Genomic DNA, 13,310 nt, shown 5'->3' on the forward strand with positions numbered 1-13,310 from the left:
GCCTGTGAGCACCCTGTGAGAGTGGTAAAGGCAGTGTCCGGGTTGCCTGTTGGGGAGGAAAACAACCGAACGGCCGACGCCCATGCGCGCACCTCACGCCCCGGTTACTTTTCGCTCAACCTCTGGTTGCGGCGGGGTGAGCAGGCGACGATGGACACATGACTCTCGCCGAGCGCGCCTTCGAGCGCCTCCACGTCTGGCCCGATCTCCGTACCGGACACCCCAGTTGCGGCACCGGGCGGGCGCTGCGCACCGTCCACGGCGAGATCGCGCACTTCCACTCCGACCGGGACGTGGACCTCCACCTGACCGGCAGCGCCATCGAGCGGTTCGCGGGCGACCTGCGGGGGTCCACCGCGATACGTCTCGTGCCCGGCTCCCGCTGGGTCACCGTCCACCTGGACTGCGACACGGACGTCGATCTGCTGCTGAGCCTGACGAGCATGGCCCTCAAGGCCCATCAGGGGCAGCGCGGCGTACCGGCGGCCGGGTGCAACTTCCGCCGGGTGACCGTCGTGCCCCGGGACGTCCCGGCGTAGCCGCCCCCCGTCGCCGGGCCGGGCGGGGTCAGCGCGCCGCTGCCCGCCATGCCCGGTAGTGGTCCAGGAGGGTCTCCTCGACCGGGCGGTAGGTGAGGCCGAGTTCGCGGACGCTGCGGCTGTTGTCGACCTCGAAGCGGATGCCGAGGTGGTTGCGGATGTAGTCCTGGGTGAGCCCGAAGGCGGGGCCGAGGACCCGGACCGGCCAGTGCGGCAGCCGGGTGCGGGGCAGCCGCAGGTCGCGGGGGTGGTGGGCGCGCAGGATGCGGGACATCTCGTGGAAGGACGTCATGGTGGGCGCCGCGAGGATGTAACGGCCGTGCGCGTGCGGGTTCTCCGCCGCCGCGATGTGCGCCTCGGCGACGTCCCGGACGTCGACGGTGGTGAAGCTGAAGTCCGGGGCGCCGTAGCAGAAGTAGCCCTTGAACAGCTCCTCCAGCAGGAAGAGGCTGCCGGAGTCGGAGGCCGGGGTGAGGGACGGGCCGAGGATCAGCCCGGGGTTGAGCGCGACCATGCTCCAGCGGTCCTGCGCCCTCGCCGCCTCCCAGGCGGCCTGCTCGGCGACCGTCTTGGCGTAGTGGTACGGGTTGTTCTCCACCGTGCTGGTGGTGTTGACGTACTCCTCGGAGAGGATGCCGTCCTTCATCTCCCGTACGTCGGCGTAGTCGCCGAAGATCGCGCCGACGGTGGAGGTGAGGACGAGGCGGCGGACGGCCGGGGTGCGCTCGATGGCGCCGAGGACGTTGCGGGTGCCGTGCAGGGCGGGTTCGACGACGTCCCGCCGGCCGTCCTTGATCTTCTCCGGTACGAGGAACGGGGAGGCGACGTGGAAGACGGTGCCGCAGTCCCGCGCGGCCTCGTCGAAGGAGCCCTCGACGAGCAGGTCCGCCTCGAACAGGTCGAGCCTGCCGGGGAATCGCTCCCGCATCGCCGACAGGGGCCGGGTCTTCGCCGTGTTCGCCGTGGAGCGGACCGTGGTGCGGACCTGGTAGCCGCGTTCCAGCAGCCGCTTCACCAGATGGCTGCCCACGAAGCCGCTGCCGCCGGTCACCAGGACCGGCGCCTTCTCCGCCTCGCCCACCCGTGCTCCTCTTCGCAGAACAGGTCAGAGTCCGTAGCGGCTCTTCGGACGGCGCCGAAAGTCACGCAGCATCCATGTGTCGAACTCCGTGATCCGGGCCGCCGATCCGGCCTCCATGAGGAAACAGCACCGGCCGGTCGGCGTCCAGTCGTGGGACTTCACCTCTGTGTCGGCGCCGGCCGGGAGCGGGTTGCCGCAGGGTTGTTCACACCCTGCGGATGCTCCCCGTGGTGGATGTGACCCCTCGCGGCCCCCTGACCGTCACCCCGCGTGGCTGTCACCCCGTGGGGCGGTCACCTCGCGCGACCGCCCTTCCGTCCGAGACTGACTTTTCCGGGCAATTCGGCGATAATCGCACTATGAATACGGCAGCGTTCGCAGTGGCGGCCGCGGGGAGCGACGTGCTCAACGTGGTCGTCGCGTTCATCGGTGGCGCGGTCATCTCCGGTGCGCTGATCTGGGCCGTGCAGTTCGGCATGCGGGTGCGGGACCGGGAACTGCCCCGGCCCCGCCCCGACGAGCAGCCCAGCCTCCCCAGCACCGGCGCGATCCGCGAGATCAGGGAGATGCGGGAGCCGGACGAGATCCCGCTCGCGGGGCGGGAACGGCTCATGCCGTACCAGCTCCGCCATGCGAACACCAGACGCGGCGAGGACCAGCGCCCCCGGCGGTGGCATCCCGGGTCCAGCGGATCCTTCGGCAGCGGCGGGCTGGGACACACGTGACGGCGTGGGCGCGAGCCTGACGGCGGGCAGAGCCTGACGGCGCGGGCAGTGGGCCGAGCCTGACGGCGCGGGCGCGAGCCTGGCGGTGGGCTGAGCCTGACGGCGCGGGCAGTGGGCCGAGCCTGGCGGCGGGCCGAGCCTGACGGCGCGGGCGCGACCCGTCCCGCCGACCGGTGCCGGACGGGCACGCCGCGAGGCCGGGGCCTGACGGGCACGCCGCGAGGCCGGCCGCGGTGTCGCGGCCGGCCTCGGGTGCCTGGTCAGGCGGTGCCGCGGCGGGCGGGGGTGGGCGCGGTCGCCAGGGCCCAGATCACGAAGAAGTCGACGGCGACCATGATCATGGACCAGACCGGCGCGTAGGGCAGGAACAGGAAGTGCAGCACCATGCTCGCCGAGGCGAGGAAGATGCCGGTCATCCGGGCCCACCAGGCGCCCTTGAGGACGCCGTAGCCGACGGCCAGGAGGACCACGCCGAGGACCAGCATGGTCCAGCCCCAGCCGGTCAGGTTCATCTCGTAGACGTAGTTGGTGACGCGCTCGTAGACGTCGTCCTTGGCGAGCGCGGAGATGCCCTGGAGGACCGCGAGGACTCCGTTGACCAGCATCAGGACACCGGCGAAGACGAGCCCGCCGGTCGCGAACCCGCTGCCGGCCGGCATGTCGGCCGGCGTGGGGGGCGTGGTCTGCCCGTGGTCCTTGTCCTTGTCCCACACAGGGGGCGTGGCGTGCGGCTGCTGCTGCGTCATGGTCGTACCCCGTTTCTCGGGTCGGTGATGCTTCGACCATGGGCGGGGGCGCCGACGGTCACCACGGGGGCTGAGCCGAACGGGTGACGGCCCGGGTGCGGTCGCGGGCCCGGGGATCTTCACTGGGAGGACCCGCACCCCTGGAGGCGACATGACGGGCTACCGCGCGACCCTGGCGGCGGTGGTCACGGCCGCCGCGCTCACCGCGCTCACCGGCTGCTCCGGCGACGACAGCCCCGGTTCGGTGGTGAGCAAGGCCGCGTCGGCGGCCCAGGAGGCGACCGCCGAGGTGGGCAGGAGGTTCGAGGACGTCAAGGGCGGCATCGACGCGAAGGGCGACGTGAGCGTGGGCGCGCCCGCCGCTGGTGCCGGCGGACGGGCCGAGGTGGCGGTGACCGTGCGCAACACCGACGACGCGCGGAAGTCGTTCCTCGTCCAGGTCGACTTCACCGACGAGGGCGGCACCCTGCGCGACACGGTCGCCGTGACCGTCTCCGACGTGGCCGCGGGCGGCACGAAGAAGGCGACCGCCCGCAGCAACCGGGACCTCGCGGGCACCCTGAAGGCGAAGGTGGCCCGCGCCGTGCGCTACTGAACCCCGCGCGGCCTCGCCCCACCCCGCGCCGCCTCGCCCCCCACCCCGCGCGGCCTTCCCCTCGAGCGCGTCCGGTCGGCGGCGCACGGAATCCGGGGAGTCGCGGACCGGAATGTCCGCATTCCGAACCGGGAACCTCAGTAATTTGCCAGTAACGCCCGCTGCCTAAGGTCGCTCCATCGGCCCTGTTCCGACACATTGGCCACGAGCAGGGCCGTGTAAACCCCTCGGGACGGGAGCCGCCGTATCCCTCCTGTGGGGGGTAGGGATACACGCCGGGAGCCCCGTGAGGCTGATGAGGTCGATGAGGTCGATTCGACAGGGGAGCACCGCGGGGCCTCCGGTGATTTGTCCAGTCATATTCCGGTCGAAACGGTGGTCCGGGCTAGAGTGCGGCCCTGATGAGCAGCGGAAACGCAGGACCCGCCCACGGTGCCGCGCGCCTGTCGGCGCCGCCCGTCCTGCGGCTGTACCTGCTCGGCGGCTTCCGCGCGGAACGTGACGGTGGACCCTCCGTGGCCGACCGCTGGCCGCGCCCCAGCTCCCGCCGCCTCGTCGAACTGCTCGCCGTCTCCCCCGGCCGGGTCCGCCACCGCGAGGAGATCATCGAGATGTGCTGGCCGGACACGGCCGGCACCCCCGCCGCCCTCGGCAGTCTCCGGGTCGCTCTGCACGCCGCCCGCCGCGCCCTGGAACCGGAGCTGGCCCCCCGCACCCCGTCCTCGTACCTCGTCGGCGAGGGCGCGCTGCTCCGGCTGGCGCCCGACACGGTGTGGATCGACGCCGACGAGGCCGAAGCCCTCGCCGAACGGGCCCTGCGTACCCGGGCCACCGGGGAACTGGCCGCCGCGCTGGAGACGTTCACCGGTGAACTGCTCCCCGAGCACCGCTACACCCCGTGGGTGGAGGCCCGGCGCGAGCGGCTCGACGCGCTGCGCGACTCCGTACGGCTCACCCTCGCCGAGTCCTACCTGAGCGACGGCGAGCCGGAACGGGCCGCCGCCACCGCCCGCCGGATCCTCGCCGACAGCGCCGCCGAGGAACGCGCCCACCGGGTCCTCATCGACGCCTACCTCCGCCAGGGCATGCGGCGCCGCGCGCTCGCCCAGTACCACCAGTGCCGACGCGCGCTGGACGCCGAGTGGGGCGTGCGGCCCGGCCCCGAGACCGAGGCGCTGCACCGCGCCGCCCTGGGCACGGCCCCGACGGTCCCGCGCCGCCCCGCGCCGGCCGGACCGACACCGCCGCCGGTCGTGGTCGACACCCTCGCGGCCGCGCCCTTCGTGGGCCGGCAGGCCGAACTGGAACGCCTCCTCGCCCCCGACCGGCCCGCGCTCGCCCTGATCGGCGGCGAGGCGGGCATCGGCAAGACCCGGCTGGCCGCCGAGGCGGCACGGCGGGCGGCGGCGGACGGGGCGGCCGTGCTGTGGGGCGCCGGGCACGACACGGCCGGGCAGGCACCGTACGGACTGTTCGTGGAGGCCCTGGAGGGCTGGCTGGCCGGACGCCCCGCGGCCGAGCGGGCCCGGGCGGGCGCGGAGTACCCCGAGCTGGCGGCGCTGCTGCCGTCACTGGGCCAGATCGGTCCGGTGCCGGGGCGCCACGGCGGTCCCGGCCACGAGCGGGAGCGGATCTTCGCGGCCGTGCGCGCCCTGCTGACCGGGGCGGCGGCGTCCGGCGGGGCGCTGGTCGTCCTGGACGACGTCCACACCGCCGACACCGCCTCGCTGCACCTGCTGAGCCGGCTGGCCCGCCGCGCCCCGGGGGCGTCCGGGGTGCGCTTCCTGGCGACCTACCGCCCCGAGGACCTCCCCGAGCCCGACCCGCGCCGCGCCCTCCTCGACACCCTCGTCCGCCAGGGCGCGGCCCACCGGCTGCGCCTGTCCCGGCTGGAGCGCGCCGACTGCCTGACGCTGGCGGCGAACGCGGCGGCCGGCATCGACGGTCCGGCCGCCCCGGCCCTGGAACGCGTCTGGGAACTCTCCCTCGGCCACCCCCTGTTCGCCGTGGAACTGGCCAAGGCGAGCTCCGGGACGGCCGCCTGTGAGGACCTCGCACCGCCCGAGGGCGTCCGCCTCCTGGTCGCCGACCGGCTGTCCCGGCTGAGCCCGGCCGCGCGCCGGGTCGTCGAGGTGGTGGCGGTGGCGTGCGGCGGGGTCGCGACACCGGACGAGGTGCGGGAGGTCGCGGGAGCCACCGCGGACACGCGGGACCCCCTGTCCCCGCGGGCCGTCGTCGACGGCATCGACGCCGCGCTCGCCGCCGCCGTGCTGGAGGAGCGGGCGGTGCCGGCGGACGGGCGGACCGTGACCGGGCTGGGCTTCCGGCATCCGCTGATCCAACTGGTGTGCCGGGAACGGCTGTCGGCCGCCCGCCGCCGCCATCTGCACGCCGCGTACGCCGAGTTGCTGCTGCGCAGACGGCCCGGCGCGGTGGACGCCGTGGCCGCGCACCTCACCGGCGCCGACGACCCGCGCGCCGCGGACCACCTGCACCGGGCGGCACGCCGGGCCGCGGCGGTGGGCGCCGACGACAGCGCCGACCACTACTACGGCCAACTCACCGCCCGCCTCGACGCGGTGGCCGTCCAAGCCGCCCGGGTCCGCCTCGACCACGCCGCCGTGCTGCGCCGCATGGCCCGCCACGAGGACGCGGTACGGGTCCTGCGCGACGCCCTCGCCGACCTGCGCCGCCACGGCGACCGGCACGAACAGGTCGGGGCCGCGGCCCAGTTGGCGGAGGCGCTGGCGAGGACCGGCGCCGCACCGGAGGGCCTGGCCCTGCTGCGCGCCCACCGCCCGGACCCCGCCACCCCCGGGCGGACGAGCGCCGCCCATCACCTGGCCCGGGGCGTCCTGTGCTTCGTGACGGGCGACTACGAGCGGTGCCTGGCGGCGGCCCGGGAGGCGGAGCGTGCCCTGGGCGCCGCGCCGGTGGACCCGGCCGACGCCGGGCTGCTCGCCCGCGCCCTCGCCCAGCGGTCCACCACCCTCGCGCTCACCGGCCGCCTCCCCGAGGCCCGGGCGGCGGCCGACGCCGCGCTCCCGCACGCCGAGGCCCACGGCGACCCCCGCCTACTGGCCGGGGTCCTGTCCGTCCTGCGCGAGCACGCCCGCCGCTCCGGCCGCCTGCACGAGGCCGTGGCCACCGGCCGCCGCGCCCTGGACCTCGCCGACCGCAGCGGCGACCTGGAGGCGACGGCGTTCGAGAAGGCCAACCTGGCCGAGGTGCACCTGCTCCTCGGTGAGGTCGAGGAGGCCGCCGCCCTCGCCGCCGACGCCGTCACCGAGGCGGAGGCCCGCCCGGGGCCCACCCTGCCGTACGCCCTCGCCGCCCTCGCCCGCGTCCAGCTGCGCGGCGGACCCCGCTCCGTCCTGCCCGGCCCGCAGGAGCTGCTGTCCCGCGCGACCGACTGCCTGGCCCGCCGCCCCGACCACCAGGCCGAGTACGAAGTGCGCACCGCACAGGCCGAGTTGGCGCTGCGCGAGGTCCGGCCCGACCGGGCGCTCGCGCTGCTGACCGGTGTCTCGGGCACCGGTGTCCCCGTCATCGCCGCCTGGGCCCATCTGACGGCCGGTGACCCGGCCCGCGCCGCCGGGCTCGCCGCGCAGGAGGCCGTACGGGCCGCCGGCGCCGGTGAGGCGGTGACCGAGTGCGAGGCCCGCACCGCGCAGGCGACGGCACTGGCGGTCCTCGGCCGCACCGAGGAGGCCGGCCGGTGCGCGGCCCGGGCCCGTGAACTCGCCACGACTTTGCCCTACCCGACGGTGCTGCGCCGGGTCGCCCACGCCCACCCGGCGTGACCGATCAGCGTCCGGCAGCCCCCACCGCGACGAACCTCTGCTCACTCACCGCGCTCACCCCGTTGAGGGAGGCCGTCGCCTGAAGGCGCCCCGGGCCGCCGGGCAGCGCGAACGCGGGCAGACACGACCAGGCGCCGTCGGCACGGGCGGTCGCGGCGCACACCTCGACGCCCGGCGTGACCGATCAGCGTCCGGCAGCCCCCACCGCGACGAACCTCTGCTCACTCACCGCGCTCACCCCGTTGAGGGAAGCCGTCGCCTGAAGGCGCCCCGGGCCCCCGGGCAGCGCGAGCGCAGGCTGACAGGACCAGGCGCCGTCGGCACGGGCGGTCGCAGCGCACACCTCGGCACCCGGCTCCGGGCCCTGTCCGGTCACCCCGCCGTCCCCGACGTGCGCGTGCCGCACGGTCACCTGCGCGCCCGGGTACGCGGTCCCGGCGATCTCCGGCCGCGCGGCCGGCGGTAGGCGCGGCTCGGGCCGGGTCAGCGTCGGTTCGGGCAGGCCCACGGTGACCGTGCAGGTGCCGTGGGCCGCGCGGGTGCCGCGCGCGTCCGTGAGCCGTGCCGTGCAGCCGGTCAGCCGGGTGCCGGGCACCGCGTCGGGCGCGACGTCCAGGACGAACGGGAAGGTCCCCTCCCGCCAGGTCTCCCCGTCGGCGGGGCCCGTGTTGGTGTAGGTGGCGCTGTCGCCGTCGGCGTCGACCGTGCCGCGGTGTCCGGGGGCGTCGAGGGGGGCCTCGGTGATCCTGGCGCCCCGGGGTGCGGTGAGGGTCAGCCGTGAACCCTCGCCCAGGGCGGGGCCGGTGTATCCGGTGACCTCGACGAGGCCCTGCCGGGCGGGGGCGATGGTCGCGGCGGCCCAGAGCTCGGCGGCGTCGGCCGCCGCGGCGGGCGTCCCGGCCGACGCCAGCAGGCCGAGTACGGCGACACCCAGGGCGACTGTCTTCCGGATCATGCCCCGATTCTGACGGGGCGTCGGAACGGGGGCCCGCGCTGTGCCGCCGTACGGGTCGCGTGGCGCCCCGCGCGGTGACGTGGGGCCCGGTGACCTGGACGTGACCCACGCATCATGAACAACCGCGGCTCGCCGTCCGTACTACAGGTCCGGAACGACCCCGACCGGACAGGAGCCACGGTGCGCTTTTCGCGGAACGCCACGGGAACGCTCTTCGTGGGCGGTGCGCTCAGCCTGACCATGGTCGCGCTCGCCTACCCAGCGATGCTCGGCCTCGACAAGGTGTCCAGCGCGCAGGACCGCGTGATCGCCCAGACCCAGTGGGGCCCGCTCACCGAGCAGGACCGGGACTTCGTGGTCAAGGTGAGAGCGGCCGGGCTGTGGGAGTACCCCCTGGGCAAGATCGCGTTGCAGAAGGGCACGACCCCCGAGGTCAAGGAGGCCGGCCGGCACCTCATCGACGGCCACGCGGCCCTCGACGCCGCCTGCCGCAAGGTCGCCCCGATGCTCAACATCACGCTGCCGAACGTGGCGAGCCCGCAGCAGGTCGCCTTCGTGAACCAGATCGACTCCAGCCCCGGCAGGCAGTTCGACGCGACCTTCGCCAACATCCTGCGCACGACCCACGGGTCGATCTTCAACACGATCGCCAAGATCCGCTCCACCACCAAGAACTCGCTGGTGCGCTCGCTGGCGGACATGGCCAACAACACGGTCCTGGACCACATCACGGTCATGGAGAAGACCGGCTACGTCAACTTCGACCAGGCCCTCTTCCAGCAGACCACCCCGCCGAAGCTGCCCAACTCCGACCTGACCCCGCCGGTCCCCCAGCCCGGCGAGCCCATGGTCGTCCTCTCCCCGCCGGCGAACCCGACGTCCACGCCGATCGCGATCCCCGGCGAGGCACAGACCCCCGCGGCGGGCGCGAGCCCCAGCCCGGCGGTCGGCTAGTCAGGCCAGCCAGACGGTCGTGTCCGCTCCCAGCAGCCCGCCCTCCAGCGGTCCGCTGGCGATCAGCACCTCGCCCTCGGGGAGCGGAACCGGCGTGTCCGTGAGGTTGGTGACGCACCGCCAGCCGTCGTGCCGGGTGAAGTCCAGCACCCCGGCCGGGCCGCCGTCCGCCCAGGTCAGCTCCTCGCCCGCGAGCAGCTTGCGGCGCAGCTTCAGGGCCGCCCGGTACAGCTCCAGGGTCGAGCCCTCCTGACCGTCCTGGGCCTCGACGGCGTACCGCGCGAAGCTCTCCGGCTGCGGCAGCCAGGAACCGCCCGCGCCGAAGCCGTACGACGGTCCGGTGCGGGTCCACGGCAGCGGCACCCGGCAGCCGTCGCGGCCCTTGCGGACGCGTCCCGTCTGCTCCCAGATCGGGTCCTGGAGCACCTCGACGGGCAGGTCGGCGACCTCGGGCAGCCCGAGTTCCTCGCCCTGGTAGAGGTACGAGGACCCGGGCAGCGCCAGCATGAGCAGGGTCGCGGCCCGCGCGCGCCGCAGCCCCGCCGCGGTGTCGACGGCCGGTGCGTGGCCGCCGGACAGCAGCCAGGCGTTCTCGTCGGTGCCCGGCGGCAGCATGAGGCGGGAGGTGTGGCGTACGACGTCGTGGTTGGAGAGCACCCAGGTGGCGGAGGCGCCGGCCGCGTGGGCGCCGGCGAGGGAGTCGGTGATGACCTCACGGAGTTCCTCGGCGTGCCAGCCGGCCAGCAGATAGGCGAAGTTGAAGGCCTGTCCGAGCTCCTCGGGGCGGGCGTAGCGGGCGCGCCGGTCGGCGCCGGGCACCCAGGCCTCGGCGACCGCCATGCGGGGCGGGCGGTAGGAGTCGAAGACCTTCCGCCAGTCGCGGTAGATCTCGTGCACCTCGTCGCGGTCGAAGAAGGGGTGGGTGCCGGGCGGGAGCCGGGTCAGGCCCTCCTCGCCGCTGAGCTCGGGGGCGCCGAGGTCGCGCAGCGGCTCGTCGAGGTCCTTGGCGAGCGCGTGGGCGACGTCGACGCGGAAGCCGTCCACGCCCCGGTCGGACCAGAAGCGCAGGGTGGTGCGGAAGTCGGCGCGGACCTCCTCGTGGCGCCAGTCGAAGTCGGGCTGCTGGGGGGTGAACAGGTGCAGGTACCACTGGCCGTCGGCCACCCGCGTCCAGGCGCTGCCGCCGAACACGGACTGCCAGTCGGTGGGCGGGAGTTCGCCGTGCGCGCCGCGTCCGTCGCGGAAGACGTACCGGGCGCGGGCGGCGGAGCCGGGTCCGGCGGCGAGCGCCTCCTGGAACCAGGCGTGCCGGTGCGAGCTGTGGTTGGGCACCAGGTCGACGATGACCTTCAGGCCCAGCCGGTGGGCCTCGGCGACCAGCGCGTCGAAGTCGCCGAGGGTGCCCAGACGCGGGTCGACGTCGCGGTAGTCGGCGACGTCGTAGCCGCCGTCGGCCAGTTCGGAGGGGTAGAAGGGGCTCAGCCACAGGGCGTCGACGCCGAGGCCGGCGAGGTGGGTGAGGCGTTCGGTGACGCCGCGCAGGTCCCCCAGTCCGTCACCGTCGGCGTCGGCGAAGCTGCGGGGATAGACCTGGTAGATGACGGCCTGTCGCCACCAGTTCGGGTCCTTGGACGAGAGGTCGGGGGTCACACGGTCTCCAGAGTGCTGTGTGCGTGCCGCAAAGACGAACAAAGAGGAATCTGTCCACACCTGGGGGCGGACGAACCCCCACACTTTGCGGAGCAGGCCGTTCCTCGTGTGGCGGAATTGTGATGGCGCCAGAACAGACCTTGCATTCCCGCAGGTTGACACTGTTCGGCAGCGAGATCCACGATGTCCGCACGCTGTGGCGCATATGACCAATGGGCCCAGTGTTTCTCGTGTTCTTCAGATCACCACCCTGATGGGATTCGCATGTCCATAGCGAGACGTGTCACCGTGCGCCGCCTGCTGGGGACGGGCGCCGCGACGCTCGCCCTCTGCGCCTCGGGGGCATCCGCCGCCTGGGCCACCGGGCCCGGCGGTGACGGCTGGAACCACGGCGGTACCTACAAGCCCGGTACGGGCGCGGGTACGGAGACCGGGACCGACCGCTGCCAGTTCTCCCTGGACGGGGCGAACTTCTTCGACTCCGTCAAGGTCGACGACCAGAACCTGAAGCCGACCGAGGACGGCAAGGTCCACATCAAGGTCCGCGCGGCCCAGGACGCCGCCACCTGCACGGCCTCGCTGGCGTCCTACATCGCCCACGGCCCGACCTTCGCGACCTCCGGCGAGCAGATCTTCGTCGACTTCGACACGGTGACCGTCAAGCCGGGGCAGACCGACTCCCTGGACATCGCGGTGCCGGACGCCGGCTGCTTCGCGCAGATCGACCTCTACCGCGGTGCCACCAAGTTCGACGGCGACCTCGACGCCAAGGACGGCCTCACCCACGGCGAGCTGCCCAAGGGTCCGGACCGCCCGGTCATCAAGGACAAGCTGATCGCGGCCTGGAACGGCGGCACGAAGGACTGCTCGACGACGCAGACCACGCCGCCGGCGACCCCGCCCGCCGAGTCGACCCCGCCGGCGTCGGAGTCCACCCCGCCCGCCTCCGAGTCGACGCCCCCGGCCTCCGAGAGCACGCCTCCGGCCTCCGAGACCCCGTCGACGGACAGCCCGACCCCGTCCGCCTCGGAGTCCACCACCGCACCGGCGGCCACCCCGAACGGCGGCGGCGACCTCGCGGAGACCGGCGGCTCCAGCGCGACCGGTCCGATCGCCATCGGCGCGGCGGTCCTGCTGGCCGGCGGCGCGGGCATCGTCGTGGCGTCCCGCCGCCGCAGGGCGACGCGCGCCTGACGCACACCGGCACCGAAGGGGCCGCCCACCGTGCACGACGGGCGGCCCCTTCGCGTACCCCCTCATCGACGCCGACCGGCCTGCTAGGGGCCCTCCACCGTCGACAGCCACAGCTTCACGTACCGCTCCACGTCCACGCCCAGCGCCACGTCCACCATCCGCAGGTCGCGCTCGCCCTCGTGGATCTCCGCCTCCCCCGGGCGGGGGCGCCGGTCGACGATCGTCTGCCCCCGCGTGGGCCCCGGGGCGAGGGCGACCTCGACGGGGAGGTGGCTGGTGGTGATGCCGCCGGGGTCCACCACCGCGCAGACCGCGCCCGCGTCACCGAGCCCGCCGGTGGGCGTCGGGTCGCCGGAGGTCGCGGGGTCGCGGTGGGCCAGGAGCTCCCCGGCCAGCCGCAGCCGCGGCTCCGCGCTCCCCCGCAGGCGCTGGACGTCCGCCGCCGGGACCAGGACGCGGGTGAAGACGTCCAGGCCGTACATCGTGATCGGCACCCCGGCCGTCAGCAGGATCGCCGCGGCCTCCGGGTCGTGCCAGACGTTGAACTCCGCGACCGGCGTGGCGTTCCCGACCTCCGCCGCGCCGCCCATGAAGACGATCCGCTCGATGTTGCGGGTCACCTCGGGGTGCGTCCGCAGCAGCAGCGCGATGTTGGTCAGGGGCGCGGTCGGGATCAGCGTCACCGGGCGCGGCGACGCCAGGATCTCGCGCCTGAGCAGCGTCACCGCGTCCACGTCCACCGCCCGCCGGGTCGGCGCGGGCAGGCCGAGGTCACCCATGCCGTCCTGGCCGTGCACGTGCCTCGCCGTGCGCACCGGTTCGATCAACGGCCGCTCGGCGCCCCGCGCGACGGGGATGTCACCGGCCCCGGCCTGCTCCAGCACGGTCAGGGTGTTGCGCACGACGCCGTCGACGTCGGTGTTCCCGGCCACGCAGGTGATCGCCCGGACGTCGAGTCCCGGGTGGCGTACGGCGAACAGCAGGGCCAGGGCGTCGTCGACACCGGTGTCGCAGTCGATGATCACGGGGATGGGCTGGGTGGTCACGGTGGACTCCTTCCGTCGGGAC

The 13,310-nt window shown here is 74.4% G+C and carries 11 protein-coding genes; 6 read left to right on the top strand and 5 right to left on the bottom strand.

Translation table 11 applies throughout. The annotated features are described in order from the left end of the window. The first annotated feature begins 158 nt into the window (after nucleotides 1–158). The gene (locus ACH41F_RS20445) at nucleotides 159–539 is read left to right on the top strand and encodes a luciferase family protein (protein ID WP_391233258.1); all 381 of its coding nucleotides are present in this window, start codon (nucleotides 159–161) and stop codon (nucleotides 537–539) included. A gap of 28 nt (nucleotides 540–567) precedes the next feature. Here ACH41F_RS20445 and ACH41F_RS20450 read toward each other — a convergent pair whose 3' ends face one another. Continuing rightward, nucleotides 568–1,620 carry an NAD-dependent epimerase/dehydratase family protein gene (locus ACH41F_RS20450; RefSeq protein ID WP_391233260.1) on the bottom strand — a complete coding sequence of 351 codons (1,053 nt, stop codon included), beginning with the start codon at nucleotides 1,618–1,620 and terminating at the stop codon, nucleotides 568–570. Nucleotides 1,621–1,979: 359 nt separating this feature from the next. Here ACH41F_RS20450 and ACH41F_RS20455 point away from each other — a divergent pair, with 359 nt between their 5' ends. Then, nucleotides 1,980–2,345 carry a DUF6479 family protein gene (locus tag ACH41F_RS20455; protein ID WP_391233262.1) on the top strand — a complete coding sequence of 122 codons (366 nt, stop codon included), beginning with the start codon at nucleotides 1,980–1,982 and terminating at the stop codon, nucleotides 2,343–2,345. Nucleotides 2,346–2,605: 260 nt separating this feature from the next. On the opposite strand, the gene ACH41F_RS20460 is transcribed toward ACH41F_RS20455, so the two are convergent. Beyond that, nucleotides 2,606–3,091, bottom strand: coding sequence for a hypothetical protein (locus ACH41F_RS20460; protein WP_391233264.1), 486 nt, complete (start codon nucleotides 3,089–3,091; stop codon nucleotides 2,606–2,608). Nucleotides 3,092–3,242: 151 nt separating this feature from the next. On the opposite strand from ACH41F_RS20460, the gene ACH41F_RS20465 reads away from it, so the two are divergent. Further along, nucleotides 3,243–3,686 carry a hypothetical protein gene (locus tag ACH41F_RS20465; RefSeq protein WP_391233266.1) on the top strand — a complete coding sequence of 148 codons (444 nt, stop codon included), beginning with the start codon at nucleotides 3,243–3,245 and terminating at the stop codon, nucleotides 3,684–3,686. A 401-nt stretch (nucleotides 3,687–4,087) separates the two neighbouring features. Beyond that, nucleotides 4,088–7,489 (top strand): AAA family ATPase, encoded by a 3,402-nt coding sequence (locus tag ACH41F_RS20470; protein WP_391233268.1) that lies wholly within the window; start codon nucleotides 4,088–4,090, stop codon nucleotides 7,487–7,489. A gap of 184 nt (nucleotides 7,490–7,673) precedes the next feature. Here the strand turns inward: ACH41F_RS20470 and ACH41F_RS20475 are convergent, their stop codons facing one another. After that, nucleotides 7,674–8,444, bottom strand: coding sequence for a carboxypeptidase regulatory-like domain-containing protein (locus ACH41F_RS20475; RefSeq protein WP_391233270.1), 771 nt, complete (start codon nucleotides 8,442–8,444; stop codon nucleotides 7,674–7,676). A 240-nt stretch (nucleotides 8,445–8,684) separates the two neighbouring features. On the opposite strand from ACH41F_RS20475, the gene ACH41F_RS20480 reads away from it, so the two are divergent. Then, on the top strand, nucleotides 8,685–9,398 hold the full coding sequence (locus ACH41F_RS20480; RefSeq protein ID WP_391233660.1) for a DUF4142 domain-containing protein: 714 nt from the start codon (nucleotides 8,685–8,687) through the stop codon (nucleotides 9,396–9,398). On the opposite strand, the gene ACH41F_RS20485 is transcribed toward ACH41F_RS20480, so the two are convergent. After that, a complete protein-coding gene (locus ACH41F_RS20485) occupies nucleotides 9,399–11,048 on the bottom strand; it encodes an alpha-amylase family glycosyl hydrolase (protein WP_391233272.1) in 1,650 nt (549 codons plus the stop codon). 264 nt (nucleotides 11,049–11,312) lie between these two features. Here ACH41F_RS20485 and ACH41F_RS20490 point away from each other — a divergent pair, with 264 nt between their 5' ends. Then, the gene (locus tag ACH41F_RS20490; RefSeq protein ID WP_391233274.1) at nucleotides 11,313–12,242 is read left to right on the top strand and encodes an LAETG motif-containing sortase-dependent surface protein; all 930 of its coding nucleotides are present in this window, start codon (nucleotides 11,313–11,315) and stop codon (nucleotides 12,240–12,242) included. Nucleotides 12,243–12,325: 83 nt separating this feature from the next. Here the strand turns inward: ACH41F_RS20490 and ACH41F_RS20495 are convergent, their stop codons facing one another. Next, nucleotides 12,326–13,288 carry a nucleoside hydrolase gene (locus tag ACH41F_RS20495; protein ID WP_391233276.1) on the bottom strand — a complete coding sequence of 321 codons (963 nt, stop codon included), beginning with the start codon at nucleotides 13,286–13,288 and terminating at the stop codon, nucleotides 12,326–12,328. Between the last annotated feature and the right edge of the window lie 22 nt (nucleotides 13,289–13,310).

It is taken from the genome of Streptomyces sp. NPDC020489 (assembly GCF_044386545.1).
Taxonomy (GTDB): domain Bacteria; phylum Actinomycetota; class Actinomycetes; order Streptomycetales; family Streptomycetaceae; genus Streptomyces.

Coding starts and splice junctions, on each gene's coding strand:
- ACH41F_RS20445 (WP_391233258.1), top strand. CDS start 159: ATGACTCTCGCCGAGCGCGCCTTCGAGCGCCTCCACGTCTGGCCCGAT.
- ACH41F_RS20455 (WP_391233262.1), top strand. CDS start 1,980: ATGAATACGGCAGCGTTCGCAGTGGCGGCCGCGGGGAGCGACGTGCTC.
- ACH41F_RS20460 (WP_391233264.1), bottom strand. CDS start 3,091: ATGACGCAGCAGCAGCCGCACGCCACGCCCCCTGTGTGGGACAAGGAC.
- ACH41F_RS20465 (WP_391233266.1), top strand. CDS start 3,243: ATGACGGGCTACCGCGCGACCCTGGCGGCGGTGGTCACGGCCGCCGCG.
- ACH41F_RS20470 (WP_391233268.1), top strand. CDS start 4,088: ATGAGCAGCGGAAACGCAGGACCCGCCCACGGTGCCGCGCGCCTGTCG.
- ACH41F_RS20475 (WP_391233270.1), bottom strand. CDS start 8,444: ATGATCCGGAAGACAGTCGCCCTGGGTGTCGCCGTACTCGGCCTGCTG.
- ACH41F_RS20480 (WP_391233660.1), top strand. CDS start 8,685: ATGGTCGCGCTCGCCTACCCAGCGATGCTCGGCCTCGACAAGGTGTCC.
- ACH41F_RS20490 (WP_391233274.1), top strand. CDS start 11,313: ATGTCCATAGCGAGACGTGTCACCGTGCGCCGCCTGCTGGGGACGGGC.